Raw genomic sequence first — 21008 nt, forward strand, 5'->3', positions numbered from 1 at the left:
GTGCGCGTCGCCATGGTGCACTCCTCGTTCGCCGTCCGGGGCGGGGCCGAGCAGTACGTCCGGGATCTCTCCGCCGCGCTCGTCGGACGGGGCCACGAGGTACGGGTCTTCGCCCGCCCCTCGGCGCAGAGCGCGCCCGACGACGTGCCGGTCGGCACGCGGCTGGCGGCCCGGCTGACGGGACGCGACCCACGCGTGGGCAAGCTGCTCACCCACCTGGGCGACCTGGTCGACCCCACCGGCCTGGCCGTACGGACGTTGCGTGACTTCGCCCCCGACGTGGTGCACGTGCACAACTGGCAGGGCCTCGGGGTGCTCCCGGTGGCGCGGCTGGCGCGGCAGTGGCCGACCTGCCACACCGTCCACGACTACGCCATCTGCGACCCGAACAACTCCCTGGCGAACCAGGGCCGCTCCGGGCTGACGGACCGTCTGCTCCGGCTCCGCTCCGCCTGGCTGGTACGGCGGCTGCGGCGGGTGTCCCTGCTGTGGCCGGCCGCGCGTACGCGGGACATCGCGCGGCGTCATCTGCCGTCCGGGTCGCGGCTGGGTGGCCTCGTCGTGCCGCTCGCGGTGCCGCAGACGGGGGCGCCCGCCGACTGGCCGCCCGGCGACCCGCGGGTGTTCCTGTTCCTCGGCGCGCTCAGCGGCCACAAGGGGATCGACGTCCTGCTCGACGCGTGGCGCGAGGCCGCCGGCGAGCTGGACGCCACCCTGCTGGTCGGGGGTGACGGCGATCGCCGCGACGCCGTCGCGGCCGCGGCCCGTGAACTCCCCGGCGTCCATCATCTCGGCTTCCTCGACGCCGGGGGCAAGGAGGCCACGATGCGGCGCGCCGGCTGGCTCGTCTTCCCCAGCCAGTGGGCGGAGAACTTCCCCATCTCCTGCGTGGAGGCGCTGCGCGCCGGGCGGCCGATCGTGGCCAGCGCCGTCGCGCGGCCGCCGATGGCCGCCGACTCGTCGCTCCTGGTCTTCGACTCCCCGACAGGGCTGGCCGACCTCCTCCGCCTCGCCGCCACGATGTCCGCCGACCGCTACGCCACGATGGCGGCCTCGGCCGCGGCCGACGGTCGGCAGCTCAACTGGGACCGGCACGTCGACGCGGTGCTCGACGCCTATGCCGCGCTCGGCGTCGCCCGGGACCATCCGCCGCCAGCGGTAGCCCGGCGATGACCTCCCGCACCGACGGCCGGCGCGAGCCCATCCGGTGGCGGACGGTCAAGCTCCTGGTCGCCGTTGCGGTCGCGGTCCCGGTCGCCGCGGTGGCCTGCCTGCTCGCGGGGCTCTCCCCACTGCTACCCGTGTTGCTCGCCGCGTTCGGCCTCCTGGCCGTCTGCCGGGTGCCCGGGCTGGCGTACGTGTTCGTCGTGCTCAACGCCCCGCTGGGGCTTCGGTTCGTCGGCGTGGAGGGGCTGGTCGGGGACGCGTTCGGGGGCCGCGACTACGCCCTGGGGCTCTCCGCCGTCGCCGTGGTCTGCTCGCTCACCCTGCTGACCGTGCTGCGCGGCGGGTGGCGGCGCGCCCAGGTCGTCACCGCCGTGCTGACGCTGCTCGTCCTGCTCGTGTGGAGCCTGATCGGGATCGCCCACCACGGTCCGGCCCAGACGCTGGTCGGCCTGCGGCTGACCGTACTGCCGCTGCTGCTCCTGCTGGTGGTGGCGGCGTCGCCGAGGGGGCGCGTCACCGCCCTGATCACCGTCGCGGCCTGGCTGATGGTGGCGAACGCGCTGGCGACCGTCGCCGAGCTGGCGGTCGGCCCGGCCCGGCTGGTGCGGTGGGGTTTCGAGGAGGGCCGGGCGGTCCGCTACATCGGCGACACCTTCCGGGCCCCCGGGCTGACCGAGTTCAACGCGGAACTGGGCATCCTCGCGGGCGCCTACCTGCTCGGGTACGTGGCGTTGTGGTTGACCCCCGCCGCCCGGCCGACCCGGTGGGCCTGGCACGTCGGAGCGCTCTCCGCGGTCGTCTGCCTCGCCCTGAGCACCAGCCGCTCGGGGGCGCTGTTGGTGGTCGGTGGGGTGGTGGCCGCGGCCGTGGCGAACCGCTCCGGCAGCGCGGGCGCCCGGCGTCGGGCCCGGCTGGTCGGGCTCGGTGTGGTGGCCGCGGTGGCGGTGGGATTCGTGGCGGTGGGCGCCACCGGAGCCCGGAGCCTCTTCCAGCGCTTCGACGTGTGGTCGGGACTGCTCAGCGAGGACCTGCCCCTCTGGGGCCGGGGCATCGGCGCCGTGGGCGCGGCCACGGTGTCCCGGGTGGCCTCCGGTCAGCAGGTCTTCGTCGACAACTACTTCGTCAGCGTGGCCCTCCAGTACGGGCTGCCGATGATGGTGGCGCTGCTCGGCGGGACCGGCTTCCTGCTGGCGCGGCTCTGGCGACGCTCGGCGGAACACCCGTCGGCCGTGCCGCTCATCGCCGTGCTGGTCGGCCTCTGCGGCGCGTCCCTCGTGGTGGAGGCCTGGGAGTACCCGGGCGCCATGATGTGCCTGGCGATCTTCGCCGGCTACGGGCTGCGCCTCGACGCGGGCGTCGCGGCGGCCGGCGCCGGCCACTCTGCGCCCCGGCCACGGGCGGCCGGCGCGCACGGTCCGGCGCCCCGGCCGGCCGTGGACGCGGACACCGTCGTGCTGCCCCCCGTCGGCAATGCCCCGCGGCGATCCGCGCAGGCCCCACCCGAACGGCGGCGGCCAACCGGCCCCGGTCCGGCGCGACCCCCGTCGGCCGACGCCGACACGGTCGTGCTGCGGCCCGTCGACGCGGACACCGTCGTCCTGCGGCCCGTCGACGCCGACACGGTCGTGCTGCCGCCGGTCGGCACCGGGCGGCATCGGTCGACGGAGTCCGCGCCCGGGCGGCGGGCCCCCGACGGCGGCGCACCGACGCGGCGATCCCCGACCGACGGCGCACCGGCGCCGCGGCCGCCAGCGGACGCCGACACGGTCGTCATGCCTGCGGTCGAGCCCACCGAGCGGCCCGTCGACGACCCCTGGCGGCGGTGACCCGTGAAACTCCTCGTCGACGGTGTGGCCCGGGTGCAGCGGTCCCAGGTGTCGGTGCAGGCGCTCAGCCGCCTGTGCAGCGTCTTCGTCTTCCTGCTCGCCTCCTGGGGGGACACCGACCGGCTGGCGCTGGTCGCCCTCCAGGGGGCGCTCCTGGCCATCCCCTACACGTTGATAGAGGCCCTCGTCGGCCGCCCGCTCTCCGCCGGGGCCGTCCCGGAGCACTGGAACGTCGAATGCTGGGCCAAGCGGGTCGCGGCGGCCACGCTGCTGCCGGTCGGGTTGGTCGCGTTCCTCTCCGCCTCCGTCGCCCTGCCACAGACCAGCGTCGCGGACCGACTCGTCATGATCGCGCCCGTGCTGCTGCAACTGCCGGTCGAGGCGATGTTCTGGAGCTGCGCCCGGACGCGCTCGCCGGCGCGGGCCAACCTGATCCCGCAACTCACCGCCCTCGGTACGCTGCTCGGCGCGACGCTCCTCGTCGCGGCGGACCTGCGCGTCGACGTCGCCGCCGTGCCGGCGCAGGTCGCGGTCCTGGCGTGGGTGCTGCTACGTCGGCCGTCGGCGGGACATGGGCAGACGCGGCCCGGCCTGCGGGCGAGCATGTCGGCGGGCTCGGTCTACTGCCTGGCGGCGGTCGTCGACCTCTCGTACACCATCGCACTGCCGTCGGTGGCCGGGGCCGCCGCCGGGCAGAGCGCGGTCGTGGTGCTGCGGGCGCTGGATCTCGCCTTCGGCCCGTTCCACGTGGTGCTCTCGGCGAGCACGCGCGAGGACATCGTCGCCGGCCGGCGGGTCCGCTGGTTCACCGCCACCCGGGCGCTCACGGTCGCGACGTGGCTCGGGGTCTCGGCGGTGGTGCTCGCCAGCGAGCGGGTCAGGGGCATCCTCGCCACCGAGTTGACCACCCTGGGCGTCCTGGCGCTCTGCGGCTACTGCGCCTACAAGCTGCTGCTGATGCTCTCCACCTGGGCCTCGACCCGGCACATGATCCATGCCCGGCCGCGACGCTACCTCGCCTCCGCGATCGGCTCCCGGGTCATCGCCTTCGGCGGGGTGGCCGTCGCGCTCGTCTGGGCCGAGCGGGTCGCGGACCTGATGCTTCAACTGCTGGTCTGCGAGGCGCTGGTCGCGGCGTGGTTCGCGGCACGGATGCGGCTGGGGCGGCGGGAGACGCCCCCCGGCCCGGCCCCGGAGGGGCGCGCGGCCTCCATACCCGCCGGCCCGCCGCCCGCCGCCGACAGCCGCGTCTAGGGCCGGTCCTGTCGATCTTGGAAGTCGGACGACGACCGGCACCGGCTCCGCCCGGAGTCCTCCAGCCGTTCACCCGCCGCGAAGGTGGTCGGGCGGACTTCGCACTTCGGCCGACCGGCGCGATCACGTCGACCACCATCGCCTCGTGCGGCCTCCTCGCCGACGCGGCGCCGCTCTGCCGCTGACCGGTCAGCCCGGACCGTCAGGAACCGGGCCGTCGGCCGGGCGCCCGGCTCAGGGCTCGGTGGCCATCACCTGCACCGCGCCACTGGGAAAGAGCGCGCACAGTTGGGTCCTGCCGCCCACGTCCCGCGCGAATATGCGGACGCCGCCGTCCGTCGGGCGCCCCGGGGTCGGCTGCGCACGCAGGTCGAAGGCCGGGCGGACGACCAGGTTCCGGCTCGGGTCACCGAGACCCTGGGTGATCTCGACCTGGGTGGTCGGGGCGGGTCGGCCGATCCAGCCCAGCCCGGTCTTCGGGATGCGCTGCCCGTCCTCGCCGAGCGCACCCGGCTGGGAGAGGCTGACCCGGACCGTGGAGAGCCCTCGGTCGGCGCCGAAGTCGACGGCGGCCGTGCCACAGTTGACGACCTTGCTGTCGACGAGGCAGCCGGAGGGCTCGTCCGGCTGGCGGCCGGGCACGAACTGCACGCCGATCTCCTGGTGCGGGTGCGACTGGTTGTAGCCGAGGATGAACCCGCCGATCCACCGGCAGTCGTTCCTGGAGATCCGCACGCCCACGCCCCCGTTCAGATCGGCGTAGCAGTTCACGCACCCGACGCTGGTCGCCCCCAGGTCGAAGGAGACGTTCTGTTTGATGCCCCAGGCGTGGCAGTTGACCATCTGGGTGCCCGTCGAGTCCCCGGCCAGCCGGAAGCCGGCACCGGCGTTCTCGAAGGTCACGCAGTTGAGGAACATCGAGTCGTGCGGGCCCTGGAAGTTGACGCCGTGGCCGTCGTTGCCGTGCGTACGCACAGCCGTCAGGCGCGCCTCCATCTGGTGCGAGGGGGCGGGCAGGGCCGCGGCCGGGCCCCACTCGCTGAGGATGCCGTCCCCTCGACAGTTGAAGACGATCACCTCGGTGATCTCGTAGCCGTACCCGTAGACACGCAACCCGTGGCCGCCCTCGGGGTTCTGCTCCTTGTTCCCGTCGAGCGTGAGGTCACGCAGGCTGAACAGGGTGATGCCGTCGTCGGACCGGGTGCCGCTGAGTCGGGCGAAACCCTCCGACTCCAGGATCGCCGAGTTCGCGCCGGCCTTGAGTCTGAGCGTGGTCGCGTCGCCGCCGGAGCCACGCAGGTGCACCCGGGAGTGGAGGGTCAACCGGCGCGTGAGGTATGTGCCGGGCGGCAGGAAGACGATGCCGCCGGTCGACCGCACCCGGTCGATCGCCGCCTGGAGCGCGGCGGTGTCGTCCGCCGTGCCGTCCCCCTTGGCCCCGTGCTCACGGACGTTCACCACGGTTGCGTCGCCGGCGGAGGAGAGGCCGTTCGCGACGGCCGTGCCGCCGATGCCCACAGTGCCCACCCCTGCGGCGATCGCTCCGCCGCGGAGCAGCGCCGAGCGCCGGGTGACAGCCCTGGACTCGGATCGTCCGCTGGTGCCGTCGTGGGTCATGGTCCGCCTCCCTGACACGGTGGACGGCTGATGGTCCCACGACGTGCGGCGGGGGCGACAGGCAGTCTCCCCTGGTCCCGGGTCGCGGAGGGTCAGCGGCCGCCGCCCCGGAAGACCTCTGCGACCGTCCGTAGCATCACCTTGACGTCCAGCCACGGCGACCAGTTCTCGATGTAGTAGTTGTCGAACCGGGCCCGGTCGGAGATGGGCGTGTCGCCGCGTAGCCCGCTGACCTGCGCGAGCCCGGTGAGCCCCACCGGCACCCGGTGCCGCATGGCGTAGTTCGGGTACTCCGCGGAGAACTTCTCGACGAAGTACGGTCGTTCGGGCCGGGGCCCGACCACGCTCATGTCACCGCACAGGATGTTCCACAGTTGGGGGAGCTCGTCCAGCGACGTGCGGCGCAGCAGGCGGCCGACGGGGCCCACCCGCCGGTCGTGCGCGATGGACCAGTTGGTCTGCGACTCGTGCTCGTTGACCGGCCGCATCGACCGGAACTTGATGACGTCGAAGGGTCGCCCGTGCCGGCCGATCCGCTCCTGCCGGAAGAAGATGCCGGTGCCCCCCTCCAGGAACACCGCGATCGCGCAGAGCAGCAGGACCGGGCTGAGCACCACCAGCGCCACGGATGCGAAGAGCACGTCGATGAGGCGCTTCACCGCCCAGCGCGGGCCGGAGAGTGTGGTGTCTCCGATCTTGACGATCGGGATCGCCCCGATGTGATCCGGATTGCCGGCCTGGGCGCGGGATCCCCAGAGCCGGGGTGCCGCCCACAGGTCGCACGACGCGCTCAACGGCCGCCGGAGAAGCTCCATCAGGGTGGACTCCGGACAGGTCGGGTCGGCGATGATCAGTACCTCGCACTCGAGGAGGCGGACCAGGTGCTCCAGCTCCTCGACCGTGCCGATCAGCGGTTGCCCGGAACCGGCCGGCCGCGATCCGCTGTCAACGCAGCCGACGAAGCGCAGGCCGTACTGCGGGTAGCGGCGCAACAGGCGGCCCAGTTCGACCCCGATCGGCCCGCCGCCGATCACGATCGCGTTGTGCTCCACCCACCGCCGTCGCCGGGCCGTGACGATGGCGGCGCGGGTGATCCCCCGGCCGACGATCACCAGGGCCGCCGACAGCAGCACACCGCGCATGAAGCCGCTGACGTACGCGGCCGACTCGTGCCGCATCGCGGCGATGATGGCGACGATCGCCGCGGTGGCCAGCAGCCGCCCGCTCAGGGCGGGAAGCTCGTCGAGGATGCTCACGTGCCGCCGGGCGCGGTAGAGGCCGCCGGCGGTGAAGACGGCCACCGTCAGGCCGGCCATGGCCAGGGTGCCCCGCCAGTAGTGCTCGCTGAGCAGCAGCGGCGTCAGCAACGCGGCCAGATCGACCGGGGCCGTGAGCATCCAGGCCCGGAGCAGGCGGGTGCGGCCCGAGGTCCGCGAACTGGCGTAGGGCAGGACGGTGGTGGTGTCCAGGCCGGGACGGGTCACGCCGGCCGCGTCGGACTTCGCGCCGCGCTGGCGCTGCGTCGGAACGTCCGCGTCTTCCTCGTCGGATTCCTCCGATTCCGTCGGAGCGGAGTGGGATGGCCCCGGAACGTCACCGCGTGTGCTCGCGGCGAGCCCGGTCGTCGATTGGCTCGACATGTTGGTGTCCTTCCCCCGCGGAGGCCGCGGCGGCGCGAGGAGCCACCGGGCGAAGGGATGATACGACCGCCGTCGGCCCCGTCGCCATGCCCCGTAGGGGCAGAAGCCGCCCGGGCCAGCGGTCAGGAGGCCGCCCCGGACTTGACGATCTCCGCGACGGAGTCCCGCCGCACGGCGTCGAAGAAGGCGCGCGCCTTCGCGGTGTCCGCGAGCACCACGCTCTCGCTGCCGATCCGGCCGGTCCCCCTGGTCGGGCTCGTGTAGAAGCCGAGGTTCCCGCTGCGCAGGTGGCGCAGCTCCATCCCGAGGTCCACGATGGAGAGGGACTTGTCCACCGAGACCGAGTCGGCGGTGGCCTTGATGAAGGCGTTCAGCTTGCCGGGGTTGGCCAACACCCCGCCCGAGGACGCCTTGTCCAGGATCGCCTTGATGACCTGTTGCTGGTGCCGGATGCGACTGAAGTCCCCGTCGGCGAAGGCGAACCGCTCCCGCGCGTAGTCCAGGGCGGCGGCCCCGTCGATGGTCTGCCGGCCGGCCCGGAAGGTCCTGCGACCGTCGGGGTTCAGCGAGTGGGTCGAGGTGAAGCCCTTCTCGATGGTGATGTCGATCCCGCCGAGGGCGTCGACGATCTCCTTGAACCCGGCGAAGTCCACCATCGCCACGTGGTCGACCCGGACCCCGGTGAACTTCTCCACGGTCTGCACCATCAGCGGGACGCCGCCCCAGGCGTACGCCGCGTTGATCTTTGCGTCCCGGCCGCCCTGCCTGCCGTCCTTCGACCGGGGCACCGGCACCCAGGTGTCGCGGGGGATCGAGATGAGCTGTGCGCTGGACCGGTCCTTGGGCAGGTGGGCCAGGATGATGGTGTCCGTGCGCGAGCCGGAGTCGCTCTCCGGGTTCCGGGTGTCACTGCCGAGGACCAGGATGTTCATCGCGCCCTTGGCCGCCGCGGGCGGCCGGGCCTCCGCCGGCACGTCGGTGAACGCGTCCACCCGCTCGATGTCCGACTCCACCGACCGCAGGTAGAGCCCGCCGGCGATCGCGGCGCCCCCGCCGAGCAGTGCGATCACGAGCAGGCCGCCCAGGACCGCCCGCCGCCATCGTCGGGGCCGCCGGTGCTGGGGCCGCCCGGCGCGCTCCCGCTCGTCGGGCGCGTCGCTGACGGCCGCCGGCGCTGGTTCGACGGGCTGCTGGGGCGAGGGCATGCGGCGATGCTACTAACCCGGGGCGCTGGTCCTGAACCGTCGTGCCGGCATCCTGACCGACCGGTGGCGTCGCGGCGACGGACGGTCGCTCGCGCCACGGATCAATGGACGGCTTCCACTACACCCGTTCGCCCGCGCCTGGTAGAACCCTTGCGTGGACGCCACGAAGCTTCGACGGGCCATCGCCCGCACCCCCCTCGCCCCCGTCGCGGCCTTCCCCAAGCGACTGGCCCGGGTGGCCCGCCACGACGCCAAGGTGCTGCGCACCTCGGTGCGTTGGCTGGTCACCTCCCGCGAGCACCACAACTACACGTACGAGCTGACGAAGCTCAGCCGGCACCACCTCGCCTGGTTCGTCAGCGTGGTCTGCGACGTGCCCGTCAAGCAGGTCCGCGGGTACTTCGCCGAGATCGAGTCGGACGACGCGCTGCGCCGGCACATCGAGTCCGCCACCGCAGGCGCCGCCCGACGGGGCCTCGCCGACCGGCAGGTCCGCTACGCCCGCCGGATCGGCTGGTACGCCATCGTCCGTGCCCGGAAACCGGCGCACGTGGTGGAGACCGGCGTCGACAAGGGACTCGGCAGCTGCGTACTCGCCGCCGCGCTGCTGCGCAACGCCGCCGAGGGGCGGCCCGGCCGGGTCACCTCGCTGGACATCAACCCGGAGGCGGGCTACCTCGCCCGGGAGGCGCCCTGGTCGGAGGTGGTCGACCTGGTGATCGGCGACTCGATCGCCTCCATCGCCGCCCTGGACCGTCCGGTCGACCTCTTCCTGCACGACAGCGACCACAGCCGGGCCCACGAGAAGCGCGAGTTCGAGGCCGTCGAGGCCAAGCTCGCGCCGGGCGCGATGCTGCTCACCGACAACGTCACCGCCACCAACGTCCTCGGTGAGCACGCGGAACGCACGGGACGGCGGTTCCTCGCCTACCGGGAGACCCCGGCACAGCACTGGTACCCCGGGGACGGCATCGGCGTGGCCTGGTGAGGGCGGCGGGCCGCCGCCGCCCGTCGGGGAGGGGACACCGGCCCGCGCCGTGCCATGGCAGGGTGAACGCATGCGGTTGAGCGGGATCCACACGTACCCCGTCAAGGGCTGTCACCGGCTGGACCACGACGGGGCCCGGGTGGAGCCGTGGGGCCTCGCGGGCGACCGGCGCTGGATGGTCGTCGACGCCGACGGCGTCGGCGTGACCCAGCGGGAGAGCACGCGCCTGGTGGCCCTGCACGCCGTGACCCGCGACGGTGGGCTGCTGCTGCGCGCCGAGGGCCACGACGACCTGGACGTGCCCGAGCCGGGCGGCGGCGAGCCGGTCGCGGTGCGGACCTTCCGCAACCGGAAGCTGGCGGTGCCCGCGCTCCCCGCCGGAGCGGCCGCCGACGCCTGGATCAGCGCGTTGCTGGGCCGCGCCGCCCGGCTGGTCTGGCTCGCGCGACCGGCCCGGCACATTCCGCGGAGCGACCGGGAGCACGACACCGGCGAACAGGTCAGCTTCGCCGACGCCTATCCGCTGCTGCTGGCCAACACCGCCTCGCTCGACGCGCTCAACGGGTGGCTCGCGGAGGCCGGTGAGGAGGCCGTGCCGATGGCCCGGTTCCGCCCCAACCTGGTGGTGCGGGGCGCGCCGGCCTGGGCCGAGGACGACTGGGTCGGCCGCCCGCTGCGCATCGGCGGGGTCCGCTTCCGCGCCGCCGGGCCGTGCGACCGCTGCGTGGTCACCACCACGGACCAGGAGACGGGGGTACGCGGCAAGGAACCGCTGCGCACCCTGGGCCGACACCGCAACGTCCGGCAGAAGCTCCTCTTCGGGCTGAACCTGGTTCCGACGGCCACGGGCGGCGTCGCGCTCGGCGACGAACTGGTGCTGGAGGACTGACCGGCGGGGCCACGATACACCGGCGACCGGCGACCGGCGACCGGCGACCGGCGACCGGCGACCGGCGACCGGCGACCGGCGACCGGCCGGACCGTGGCCGGGTCCGCTTCGCGCGCTGGCGGCGCCGCGCGTGGCAGACCTCGGCGTAGCGCCCACCCGGCCGACTTGTCCTCGGCGGCACCGGTACGGCAGCATCGACCGGCGTGATCGACGGCACCGCTCCCACGGCCGGCGTGCGCGCCCCCGGGCGCCGCCGCGCGCCGCGTTCCCCGGCCCGCCGCTGGCTGGCCGCCGGCGGTGTCACGGCGATCGCCGCTGTGCTCGGCCTCAGCCTGACCCTGCGCTCCGGACCCACTCCCGCCTGCGCCGCGCCGCCCGCCCTCGCCGCGCCGCCCGCCGCTGGTGTCCTCCACGAGGGAGAGGCGACCTTCTACGACTCGAAGGGCGCCGGCGGGAACTGCTCCTATCCGGCCGCGCCCTTGAACCGGCTCTACGTCGCGCTGGGCCCCGACGAGTACGCGGCCGGCGCGGCCTGCGGCGGGTACCTCGACGTCACCGGCCCGCAGGGCACCGTGCGCGTACTTGTCATGGACCAGTGCCCGGAGTGCGCGCGCGGCCACCTCGACCTCTCCCCGGAGGCGTTCGCCCGGATCGCCGACCCCGTGGAGGGCGTCGTGCGGGTCCGCTACCGCGCGGTGGTCGACCCGCCGCTGCCCGGCCCGCTCACCTTCCGGATGAAGGAGGGCTCGTCGCAGTGGTGGTTCGCCGTCCAGGTCGCCGGCCACGGCAACCCGCTGCGCGCCGTCGAGGTCCGGCAGGCCGGCGCCGGCGGTTGGCGCTCGGCGGCGCGGGAGGACTACAACTACTGGCTCGTCCCGTCGGGCGCCGGGCCCGGCCCGTACGAGATCCGGGTCACCGACAGCCGGGGACACCGGGTCACCGCCACCGGCGTCCGGCTGGCGCCGGGGCAGGTCCAACGCGGCGCGGTCCGGATGTACGGCCGCGGCGCGGCCGCTGCGAACCGCCCGCCGTCGGCCACGCGGTCGCCCTCGGCCCGACCCGGCCGGCCCGGCACCGCCCCGGCCACCCCACCGGCGGTACCGGCCTCCGGCGGGCCGTTGACGGCCGCGGCGGCCCCGCCCGGCGCCTCCGGCCCCGCGTCGCCGCGCGGCTGCGGAGCCTGAGGCGGGGTTCGGCTCAGCCCGCGGGGGTCGCCGGGGCGGTCAGGTCCAGCCACATGAGGACCTCGTCGCGGTCGTCGCCGGGGGCGACCCGCAGCGCGCCGGGCAGCCGGCCGATCTCCCGGTAGCCGAGCCGGCGGTAGAAGCGGTCCAGCCCCAGCCCGTCCCGGACGGTCAGGTGCAGCGCCTCCCAGCCCAGCTTCCGGCCGATCCGCTCCGCCTCGCGCATCAGCGCCAGGCCGTACCCGTGACCCTGGGTGTCCGGGTGGACCATCACCCGTTGCAGCACACACCAGTGCGCCTTCAGGTCGAACCGGTTGTCGCAGAAGACCAGCGCGGCGACCAGCCGCTCGCCCGCGTAACCGACCAGGAGCCGGTCGCGGCCCTCGACGATGCCGGCGAAGGTCGGGTCCGCCAGGTGCCGGACGTCGGCGGCGGTGACCGGGGGCACGAAGCCGACCGCACCGCCGGCGTTGGTGACGTCGACCCAGAGGGCGACGATCCGGTCGCGCAACTCGGGGCTCGTATCGGGGTCTAGGACGAAGCGCAGGCTCACCCGATCATCCTGACCGCGCCGGCCCCTCGCCGACCCGGGATCGTGACGCGCCCGACAGGGTGCTCGGTGCGGGAGGGGGGATTCGAACCCCCACGTCCTTTCGGACAATAGGACCTAAACCTACCGCGGCTGCCATTACGCCACTCCCGCCGACCCGCTGAGTCTAGAGTGTCGGACCGCGGCGGTGGTGGGCCCGCCCGCACCGGCCTCCCGTCCGACCCCGGCGGCGGCGCCCGCCGGCCGCGAGCGCGGCTCAGTCCAGGCCGAGGTCCCGGTGCAGCTTGGCGACGTGGCCCGTGGCCTTGACGTTGTAGAGCGCGCGCTCGATCTTCCCGTCCGGGTCGATCACGAAGGTCGAGCGGATCACGCCGGTCACCGTCCTGCCGTACGACTGCTTCTCGCCGTACGCGCCGTACGCGGTCAGCACGGACCTGTCGGTGTCGGCGACCAGCGGGAAGGTGAGGGCGTCGCGCTCGCGGAACTTCGCCAGTTTCTCCGGCTTGTCCGGGGAGATGCCGACGACCTCGTAGCCGGCCGCCTGGAGCGAGGCCAGCGAGTCGCGGAAGTCGCAGGCCTGCTTCGTGCAGCCGGGCGTCATGGCCGCCGGGTAGGCGTACAGCACGACCCTGCGGCCGCGCAGGTCGGTCAGCGAGAGCGTCTCGCCGGTGTCGGTGGGGAGGCTGAACTCCGGCGCGGGGTCACCGGGGGAGAGGCGGTCGGGCGCGGTCATGGCACGACCCTACCGCCGGCTCCGGGGACCCGGCGGCACGCCGCCGGTCCGCCGGTCGGGCTGTTGCCAGGCATTGGCAACAACGGGTACGAGAAATGGCGACGCCCGACATCCTCGCCGACACCGACCTCCTCTCCCGCCACCGCCTGGAACTCCCCCGCGGCTTCACCCCCACCCCCTGACCCCCCGCCCCGCCCCGTCGCCCGCTCCCGCCCCCGTCGCCCCGGCGATCTTGCACTTTCCGTCCCGGCAAAAGGCGCACGTCGCCCACGGCGAGGGCCGAAACCGCAAGATCGCCGCCGTGGGGGAGGGGGAGGGGAGGGGGAGGGGAGGGAGCGCGGGTCAGGGGTGGGGGTAGGCGGGGGCGGGGAGCGGGGGGTGGGTGGGGCGGGAGGTGGCGTGCAGGCGCAGGGCGCCGGCAGCGGTAACACCCGCGCCCGCGATTAGGACGACGGCGATCATGGTCCGGGCCGTGGTCGCCGGCCACGGCACGGGCGCGACGGCGCGGGCGAAGACGGCGGCGTTCGCCACCCCGGCGAAGAGCGCCAGGCAGGCCCCGGCCAGCGCCAGCGCGAAGTCGGCGGCCGGCCGCCGGGCCAGCGCGAAGAGCCCGGCGGCGATCGCGCCGAGCCCGGTCAGCAGCGCCCAGACCTGCCCGCCCAGCAGGCCGGTCAGCACCCCGCCCACTCCCCGCGCGCCGGCGTCCAGCTCCCGACCCACGGTGAACACCACCGCGGCCACCCCGCCGACGACGAGCAGCCCGCCGAGCCCGGCCAGCGCCCGCGCGCCCGGCCCGGACCCGGCCGGCAGCAGCCCGAGCGCCCCCACGGCGAGCAGGCCGACCGTGGCCGCCACCCACCAGACGTACGCGTCCGGCGGCGGCACCCAGTCGAGGGTGCCGCGGATCTCCCCGGTGTCGGTGCCGACGCGCAGCGGCACCGCCCAGTCCCGCACCCGGTGCTCCCGATCCGGGGCGGCCCGGACCTGCGGCGGCGGCGCCGCCTCCCGCCAGAGTGCCCGCTGGTCGTGCCAGCGCACCGTGGTGGAGCCGTCGACCCGCCGCCACTCGGGGGCGGCCGCCGGGTCGGCCTCGGCCGGCAGCCTGGTGTCCCCGGCGATGGTCCGGTTCAGGTACGTCGCGGGCGAGCGGACGTTCTCGTACACGCCGTCCGGGGCGACGCGCAGGTAGGGCTCGCCCGAGTAGCCGATCACCTCGACGGGTCGCTCGCCGGCGTTGGTCAGCTCCAGTCGCGCGCCCGCCTCCACCACCCGTACGGTCACGCCGGGCAGGGTCGGGCCGACGGCGCTCACCCGGGTGCGGTAGTCGGTGCCGTCGGGGGCGTCCGCGCCGTGCGCGAGCGCCGGCGCGGCGAGCGCGAGCACGCCGGCAAGCGCGCCGGCGAGCACCAGACCGGCGCGGGTCATCAGGTCGCGGATCACCTGCCGGCCGCCTCCACCGCCGCCCTGATCCCCTCCGGGCTGCGGTCGGCGACGGGCCGGCCGTCGACCAGGATGGTCGGCGTGCCGGTGATGCCGGCCTTGCTGGCCTCCTCGGTCACGTGCTCGGTCCACGGCTTGAAGGTGCCCTCGCGCAGGCAGGAGGCGAACCCGTCCCGGTCGATGCCGGTGGCCGCCGCGATGTCGACCAGCTCGTCGTCGCTGAGCCCGGCGCCGCCCTCGGGCGGCTGCCGCTCGAAGAGCGCCTTGGCGTACGGCCGGTACCGGCCGCCCTCCGCCGCGCAGCCGGACGCCGCCGAGGAACGGGTCGAGTATCCGGTGGTGGAGAAGCGGTCCAGGTACGCCACCGGGTGGTAGACGACCCGGACCCCGCCATCGCTGATGAGCTGGTCGAGTGTCGGGCCGGCGGCCTGCTCGAACTGCTTGCAGGCGGGGCAGAGGAAGTCCGCGTAGACGTCCACGGTGACCGGGCCCGATCCGGCGACGACGCCCGTGCCGGCCTCGTTCGAGCCGGTCGGCGGGGTGAAGTCGTCGGAGCGCTGGCTGGTGTAGACGCTCCAGCCGACGAGCCCGGCGATCACCAGGACCGCCACGGCGGCCACGGAGACCCAGATCGTCCGCCTGCGCCGCTGTTCCCGGGCCAGCTGCTCGCGGACCACCCGGGCGGCGCCCTTCTGCCCCTTGCGACTACTCATCGTCGTCCTCCACGGGTGCGTCCCCCGTCAGCCAGCCGTCCACCGAGACGGGGGTGCGGGGCCAGATCAACAGGAACCCGGCCAGCGCCAGGAAGCCCAGGTCGCGGAGGATCTCCGGGAGGTAGCTCGGGGCCTGCCCCTCGGGGAGCTGCCCGCCGCTGCCGAAGCAGCCGCAGTCGATGGCGAGCCCCCGGCTCCAGGCGGAGACGATGCCCACGACGAAGACCACCAGCAGCGCCGCGGAAACCCCCGCCGTCAGCCGGGTGGCCAGCCCCAGGAGCAGCAGCAGACCCAGCGCCAGCTCGACGAAGGGCAGCGCCGCGCCGATGACCATGGCGAGGTCGTACGGCATGACCTGGTACGCGTTGACGGCGCGGCCGGAGGCGGCCAGGTCACCGACCTTGCTGCCGCCGGCGAAGAGCCACACGGCGGCCAGGCCCAGCCGTACGGCGACGCCGAGCCAGGGGCGGACGGCGGGCCAGCGGGCGGCCCGGGCGGGCGGTGCGGTCACGATCATTGGTCGTCCCCTCCCCGGCGGAAGTTCCCGGTCATCCGGCGCGGGCGTCGCCGACCGCCTCGACGAGGTCGTTGCGGGCCCGGGCCACCCGGGAGCGGATGGTGCCCACCGGCACCCCCTCCACGGCGGCGGCCTCGGCGTACGACAGGCCGAGCAGCTGGGTGAGCACGAACGCGGAGCGGCGTTCGGCGGGGAGCCGGCGGATCAGGTCGGCGGCGCCGAGCTGGCCGGCCGGGTCCGGATACGCCCGGTCGTGCCAGGCGTCGGCGGCGAGCCGCTCGCCGAGCCGGCGCCGACGCACGACGGTCCGTAGGTGGTCGGCGCACGCCCGGCGGGCGATGCCGAGCAGCCAGGTGCGCGCGGTGGAGCGCCCCTCGAACGCCGGCAGCGCCCGGAACGCCCGCAGATAGGTCTCCTGGGTCAGGTCGTCGGCGCTGTCCGGATCGACCAGCGCGGCGGTGAAGCGCCACACCTCGGCCTGGGTGAGCCGGACGAAGGCGGCCTGGGCGACGGGGTCGCCGTCGCGGGCCGTCAACGCCCACTCGGTCGCGGAATCCCGCGCGGCGTCGCCCGCGTCACCGGTCGGACGGGCGGCGGGGGTCTCGCGCGGAGCGGGGATCACGACAGTCCAGGTTACGCGGCGCGCGGGAGCCGGGCGGGGCCCTTCGGCCCTTCCATGGCCTGCGCCACGCCGGGAACTATTCCGGCCGAGCGGCCGACTACCCCCTCATGACATGCGACGACGTACGCGCGGCGCTGTCTGCGCGGCTGGACGGCGAGGACGCGTGGGCGGCGTCGGCCGTGTTGGACGCGCACGTGGAGAGCTGCCCCACCTGCCGCGCCTGGCTGGCCCGGGCAGAGCAGGTGACCCGACTGGTCCGGGTGCAGGCGGTGGCGGTGCCCGACCTGACCGCGTCGGTGCTGGCGGCGGTGGCCGCCGACTCGCTGGCGCCCGGGCGCGTGCGTACCGCGACCCGGGCGGCCCGCTGCCAGGTGTTGCGGGTGGCGGTCGCGGCGGCCGCGGTCGCCCAGCTGACGATCGCCCTGCCGGTGCTGCTCGCCGGGCTCGGCGTGACCCTCGACCCGCACACCAGCCGCGAGATGGCCTCCTTCGACGTGGCGTTGGCCGTCGGCTTCGCGCTGGCCGCCTGGCGGCCCGAGCGGGCCCGGGCGTTCGTGCCGGTGGCCCTGGTGCTGGCGGTCTGCCTGGCCGGCACCAGCGCGGTGGACATCGCCAACTCGACCACCGCCCTGGTGCACGAGGTCGGCCACCTGGCCGCGGTGGCGCAGGCGGGTCTGCTCTGGGCGCTGGGGCGGGTCAGCGACGACCCGCACCGCGAGGCCCCGATCACGCTGCTGGCCCGCCATGGTTGACGTCGCGTCGGCCACCCGGGCCCGACGCGGCCCGGCCGCGACGGCGCGACCTGGGCGGGCTCCGGCGGGGCTCGGCACGGCCGGACTCGCGCCGGGCGGTTCGCGTCCGGAAGCATTGCCGGCATGAGTGTCGCCAACCGCCGCCGGATCGCCCGGCTGATCGCCACCGCCGGCCTGCTGGTCACCGTCGTCGCCCTGCTGATCGCTCCCGCCGGCCCCGCCAGCGCCCACGCCGTGATGGTGAGCAGCAGCCCCGCCTCCTCCACGGTGGTGCCGAACGGGCCGTCCGAGGTCGTGCTGACCTTCAGCGAGTCCGTGCGCAAGGTGCCGGGCAAGATCCGGGTGATCGCGCCGGACGGCTCCCGCGCGGACCGGGGCGAGCCCACCTTCGAGGGCAGCGTGGTCAGCATCCCCGTCGATCCGGCCGGTGCCCGCGGCACCTACCTGGTCAGTTACCGGGTGATCTCCGCCGACAGCCACCCGGTCTCGGGCGCGCTCACCTACTCGGTCGGCGCGCCTTCGACGCCCCCCGTGGACAGCGGGGACGACAGCCGCGCCGACCCTGTCGTCGGCAACGCGATCAAGGTCGTCAAGTCCCTCGGCTACGCGGGGCTGCTGCTGCTCGTCGGCCCCGCGCTGGTGCTCGCCGCGCTCTGGCCCCGGCGGCTGTCCCGGCGCGGCGCCGGGCGCCTGGCCTGGGTGGGGCTCGGCCTGGTGGCGTTCTCCACCGTGTCGAACCTCTGGCTCCAGGTGCCCTACACCGCCGGCGGCGGCGTGTTCGACGTGACGGGCGAGGGCCTGAGCGAGGTGCTGGGCACCTCGTTCGGCGCCGCGCACCTGGTGCGGCTCGGCCTGCTGCTCGCGACGGCCTTCCTGCTCCGGCCCCTGCTGGGGGGGTCGGTCGAGCGGAGCGACCTGGTCATCCTGGGCGTCATCGGCGGTGCCGCGTTGGTGACCTGGCCGCTGGCCGGGCACCCGGCGGTCTCGCCCGCCCCGGCGGTCTCGGTCGTCGTCGACGCGGTCCACCTGGGCTCCATGGCGGTCTGGCTGGGCGGGTTGGTGATGCTCGCCGGCTTCCTGCTGCCCCGGGCCGACGAGCGGGAACTGGGCGCGATCCTGCCGATCTGGTCGCGCTGGGCGGCGCTCTCCGTCTCGGCGCTGCTGCTCGCCGGCACCGTCCAGGCGCTGATCGAGGTGGCCACCCCGAAGGCGCTGTTCGACACCACCTACGGGCGGCTGGTGCTCGCCAAGGTCGGGCTCTTCGCGCTGGTGATCGCGGTGGCCGCGTACTCCCGGCAGCTGGTGCGCCGACGTATCGCGGCCGGCCGGCCGACGCCGATGCGACGGGCGGTCTGGGCCGAGCTGGCGATCACGGCGGTGGTCCTCGGCCTCTCCGCCGTCCTGGTGCAGACCACCCCGGCCCGCACCGCCGGCGCCGACGTGGCCGGCGCCTCCGAGGGCTACTACAACGCGACGCTCTCCAGTCCGAACTTCTCGGTGCAGGTCGAGATGGACCCGGCCGAGCGAGGCAACAACACCATGCACTTCTACGCGTACACCAAGGAGAACAGTCCCCAGCCGGTGGTGGAGTGGCGCGCCACGGTCGCCCTGCCGTCGGCGGGGATCGAGGCGATCCAGGTCCCGCTCCTGCCGCTGACCGACAACCACGCCACCGGCGAGATCAACCTCCCGGCGGCGGGGGAGTGGCAGCTGCGCATCACCGTCCGCACGTCGGACATCGACCAGGCCACGGTGACCGCCACCGTGCCGATCGGATGACAGGAAGGCCCGTACCATGATCCGTCACCGGCGCACCGCAGGCGTCGCCGCCGCGCTGGCCCTCGGCGCCGTCGCCACCGCCGTCCTCGGCTTCGCGGCGCCCGCCTCGGCCCACGTCACGGTCAACCCGCAGGAGGCGACGCAGGGCGGCTACGGCCGGTTCGCCTTCCGGGTGCCGAACGAGAGCGACACGGCCTCCACCACCAAGCTGGAGGTGGTGCTGCCGGAGAACGCGCCGGTCGGCTCCGTGTCGACCATGCCCGTGCCCGGCTGGACGGTGGCGGTGGAGAAGCGCAAGGCCGACCCGCCGATCGAGGTGCACGGCAGCCAGCTCACCGAGGTCGTCGCCAAGCTCACCTGGACCGCCACCGGCAACGCGGCGGTGAAGCCGGGCCAGTTCCAGGAGTTCCCGGTCTCGATGGGGCCGCTGCCGCGGGTCGAGACGATGGTCTTCAAGACGCTCCAGACCTACTCGGACGGCAACGTGCAGCGGTGGATCGAGGAGCCCGTCCCCGGCGGCGAGGAGCCGGAGAGCCCGGCCCCGGTGCTCACCCTCACGGCGGCCGCGCCGTCGGCCGGCCCCACCGGCGGCCCCATCGCCGCCGCCGCGGCGCCCGCGGACGACGATGACGACGAGGGCGAGGGCGACGGCCCCGCCACCGGGCTCGCGGTCGCCGGGCTGGTCGCCGGCGTCGGCGGGCTGCTGCTCGGCGGGCTCGCGTTCGCGCGGACGCGGCGGGAGCCGACGCCGAAGGCCTGATCCCGCACCCGCCCACCGGCCCGTCGGAGCACCCGGCGGGCCGGCCGCTTTCCGGGTCCGTGCCGTGGATATCCGCTGATCGGCCGCCCCGCGTCGGTAAGGTCGGCCGGGTATCCGGACACGGAGGGAGACGAGGCGAATGCGGTTCGTGCGGACGCTCGTCGGCATGCTGCTGCTGACCGTCGGGATCACGGCGCTGCTCGCCGGCGGAGGGCTCGCGCTGCTCGCCCGGCAGGCCGACCCGGGCGGCGCCTTCAGCGCCCGCTTCGAGACCGTGCGCACCTCGGGGCACGCGGTGGTCGTCCGGGACGTCGACGAGCTGCTGCGGGCCGAGGCGCCGTTCGTCCGCGCCGGGCAGGCCCGGCTCCGGCTCGAGGCCCGTACCCCCGACGGCCCGGCCTTCGTCGGGCTGGCCCCGGCCGACGAGGTGCGGCGCTGGCTCGACCCGGTCCCGCACGCCGAGGTGCGCCGGGTGGCGCTGGCCCGGGGACCGCTGCCGGTCCGGCTGGAGCCCGCCGGTGCGGCGCCGTCCGCCGCCGCGGCCCCGCCCGCCGGGCCGATCGGCCGGCCCTTCTGGGTACGCGAGGGGATCGGCGCGGTGGAGTGGTCGCCCGCGGAGCTGGCCGACCGGCGGCTGAGCCTGGTGGTGATGCGGCCCGACGGGCGCGCCGACCTCGCCCTGGAGCTGCGGGCGGGTCTGCCCGCCGGCTGGGCCGCCCCGGCGGGCGTGGGCCTCCTGGCCGCCGCGGTCCTGGCAGCGGCGACGGCCCTGCTCCTGCTGCGCCCGGTGCGACCCCGCGAGGTGGTCTTCGTGGTCGAGCCCGACCAGGTGCCGGTCCTCGCCGGCCGCCTCGGGGTGACCTCGCTCAGCGGCCTCGGCGCCCAGCCGACCCGGGACGACGACCGCTCCCGCCTGGTCGGACGCCAGCTCGCCTCGGTGGGCGCGGCTCCCGTGGCGGCCCGTACCGCGATCGGGCCCGTGCCAGCGCGGCGTCCCGAGACGCTCGCCGACCTCGCCGAGGGCGGCCCGGCGATCCGGCTGCCCGAGGTGAACCTCACCCTGGCCTGGCCGCCCGTCGCGCCCGGGGTGAGCGGTCCCGGGGACGGCGTCTCCGGGGTCGAGTGCCCGGCCGACGATCGCGGGGACGGCGTCGCCGGGGCCGAGGGCGGGCGCCCGGCCGGCCCGGTCCCGGCCGAGGGTCACCTCCGCCCGGCCGCGCCACGCGCGGAACGGCGGCCGCCCGGCTCCTCGGACTGATCAGGGGCCGCCCGGCTCCTCGGACCGATCGGCGGGGCAGGACCGATCGGCGGGGCGGGGCCGGTCCGGAGCGTGGCCGCGACGGCGGACGGCCCTCCGCGCTGCCGACGCGGA

General features: G+C 75.2%; 19 protein-coding genes and 1 tRNA gene. 10 read left to right on the plus strand and 10 right to left on the minus strand.

From position 1 onward, the window contains the following. From V6V16_RS01745 to V6V16_RS01755, 3 genes are read left to right on the plus strand one after another with little or no spacing between them, the layout of a single operon-like run. A complete protein-coding gene (locus V6V16_RS01745) occupies positions 1-1173 on the plus strand; it encodes a glycosyltransferase (protein ID WP_334558869.1) in 1173 nt (390 codons plus the stop codon). Continuing rightward, positions 1170-2993, plus strand: a complete 1824-nt coding sequence (locus tag V6V16_RS01750; RefSeq protein ID WP_334558871.1) for an O-antigen ligase family protein — start codon at positions 1170-1172, stop codon at positions 2991-2993. Before V6V16_RS01745 ends, V6V16_RS01750 begins: the two co-directional genes overlap by 4 nt. A gap of 3 nt (positions 2994-2996) precedes the next feature. Continuing rightward, on the plus strand, positions 2997-4247 hold the full coding sequence (locus tag V6V16_RS01755; protein ID WP_334558873.1) for a hypothetical protein: 1251 nt from the start codon (positions 2997-2999) through the stop codon (positions 4245-4247). A 234-nt stretch (positions 4248-4481) separates the two neighbouring features. Here V6V16_RS01755 and V6V16_RS01760 read toward each other — a convergent pair whose 3' ends face one another. From V6V16_RS01760 to V6V16_RS01770, 3 genes are all read right to left on the minus strand, one after another. Continuing rightward, positions 4482-5864 carry a glycosyl hydrolase family 28-related protein gene (locus tag V6V16_RS01760; RefSeq protein WP_334558876.1) on the minus strand — a complete coding sequence of 461 codons (1383 nt, stop codon included), beginning with the start codon at positions 5862-5864 and terminating at the stop codon, positions 4482-4484. Positions 5865-5956: 92 nt separating this feature from the next. Further along, positions 5957-7348: a sugar transferase gene (locus V6V16_RS01765; protein ID WP_334558878.1), complete on the minus strand. Its 1392-nt coding sequence runs from the start codon at positions 7346-7348 to the stop codon at positions 5957-5959. Between the two features lie 278 nt (positions 7349-7626). Continuing rightward, positions 7627-8709 carry an LCP family protein gene (locus V6V16_RS01770; RefSeq protein WP_334558880.1) on the minus strand — a complete coding sequence of 361 codons (1083 nt, stop codon included), beginning with the start codon at positions 8707-8709 and terminating at the stop codon, positions 7627-7629. Positions 8710-8863: 154 nt separating this feature from the next. Here V6V16_RS01770 and V6V16_RS01775 point away from each other — a divergent pair, with 154 nt between their 5' ends. The 3 genes from V6V16_RS01775 to V6V16_RS01785 all read left to right on the plus strand — a co-directional run bounded on the left by V6V16_RS01775 (position 8864) and on the right by V6V16_RS01785 (position 11770). Further along, complete coding sequence (locus V6V16_RS01775; RefSeq protein ID WP_334558881.1) at positions 8864-9697, plus strand: class I SAM-dependent methyltransferase; 834 nt, start codon at positions 8864-8866, stop codon at positions 9695-9697. A 70-nt stretch (positions 9698-9767) separates the two neighbouring features. Then, a complete protein-coding gene (locus V6V16_RS01780) occupies positions 9768-10586 on the plus strand; it encodes an MOSC domain-containing protein (RefSeq protein WP_334558883.1) in 819 nt (272 codons plus the stop codon). A 203-nt stretch (positions 10587-10789) separates the two neighbouring features. Then, the gene (locus V6V16_RS01785) at positions 10790-11770 is read left to right on the plus strand and encodes an expansin EXLX1 family cellulose-binding protein (RefSeq protein ID WP_334558885.1); all 981 of its coding nucleotides are present in this window, start codon (positions 10790-10792) and stop codon (positions 11768-11770) included. Between the two features lie 13 nt (positions 11771-11783). Here the strand turns inward: V6V16_RS01785 and V6V16_RS01790 are convergent, their stop codons facing one another. The 7 genes from V6V16_RS01790 to V6V16_RS01820 form a co-directional block, all read right to left on the minus strand. Next, complete coding sequence (locus tag V6V16_RS01790; protein WP_334558887.1) at positions 11784-12323, minus strand: GNAT family N-acetyltransferase; 540 nt, start codon at positions 12321-12323, stop codon at positions 11784-11786. A gap of 67 nt (positions 12324-12390) precedes the next feature. Further along, a tRNA-Leu gene (locus V6V16_RS01795) sits at positions 12391-12473 on the minus strand. A 103-nt stretch (positions 12474-12576) separates the two neighbouring features. Beyond that, complete coding sequence (gene bcp, locus V6V16_RS01800) at positions 12577-13053, minus strand: thioredoxin-dependent thiol peroxidase (RefSeq protein WP_334558888.1); 477 nt, start codon at positions 13051-13053, stop codon at positions 12577-12579. A 342-nt stretch (positions 13054-13395) separates the two neighbouring features. After that, the gene (locus tag V6V16_RS01805; protein ID WP_334558889.1) at positions 13396-14493 is read right to left on the minus strand and encodes a hypothetical protein; all 1098 of its coding nucleotides are present in this window, start codon (positions 14491-14493) and stop codon (positions 13396-13398) included. After that, on the minus strand, positions 14490-15206 hold the full coding sequence (locus V6V16_RS01810; RefSeq protein ID WP_334558890.1) for a DsbA family protein: 717 nt from the start codon (positions 15204-15206) through the stop codon (positions 14490-14492). The genes V6V16_RS01805 and V6V16_RS01810 overlap by 4 nt, the downstream gene beginning before the upstream one ends. Then, positions 15199-15723 (minus strand): MauE/DoxX family redox-associated membrane protein, encoded by a 525-nt coding sequence (locus V6V16_RS01815; protein ID WP_334558892.1) that lies wholly within the window; start codon positions 15721-15723, stop codon positions 15199-15201. The genes V6V16_RS01810 and V6V16_RS01815 overlap by 8 nt, the downstream gene beginning before the upstream one ends. A 31-nt stretch (positions 15724-15754) precedes the next feature. Then, on the minus strand, positions 15755-16345 hold the full coding sequence (locus tag V6V16_RS01820; protein WP_334558893.1) for a sigma-70 family RNA polymerase sigma factor: 591 nt from the start codon (positions 16343-16345) through the stop codon (positions 15755-15757). A gap of 107 nt (positions 16346-16452) precedes the next feature. Between V6V16_RS01820 and V6V16_RS01825 the strand changes: the two genes are divergently transcribed. The 4 genes from V6V16_RS01825 (at position 16453) to V6V16_RS27820 (ending at position 20894) form a co-directional block, all read left to right on the plus strand. Next, complete coding sequence (locus V6V16_RS01825) at positions 16453-17097, plus strand: zf-HC2 domain-containing protein (RefSeq protein WP_334558895.1); 645 nt, start codon at positions 16453-16455, stop codon at positions 17095-17097. Between the two features lie 114 nt (positions 17098-17211). Beyond that, entirely contained in the window at positions 17212-18876 is a 1665-nt protein-coding gene (locus tag V6V16_RS01830) for a copper resistance CopC/CopD family protein (protein WP_334559002.1), read from the plus strand. A gap of 16 nt (positions 18877-18892) precedes the next feature. Further along, complete coding sequence (locus V6V16_RS01835) at positions 18893-19636, plus strand: YcnI family copper-binding membrane protein (RefSeq protein ID WP_334558896.1); 744 nt, start codon at positions 18893-18895, stop codon at positions 19634-19636. Between the two features lie 139 nt (positions 19637-19775). Further along, a complete protein-coding gene (locus tag V6V16_RS27820) occupies positions 19776-20894 on the plus strand; it encodes a hypothetical protein (RefSeq protein ID WP_442934005.1) in 1119 nt (372 codons plus the stop codon). The last annotated feature ends 114 nt before the right edge of the window (positions 20895-21008 follow it).

The organism is Micromonospora sp. CPCC 205561 (genome assembly GCF_036906775.1).
Classification (GTDB): Bacteria; Actinomycetota; Actinomycetes; order Mycobacteriales; family Micromonosporaceae; genus Micromonospora.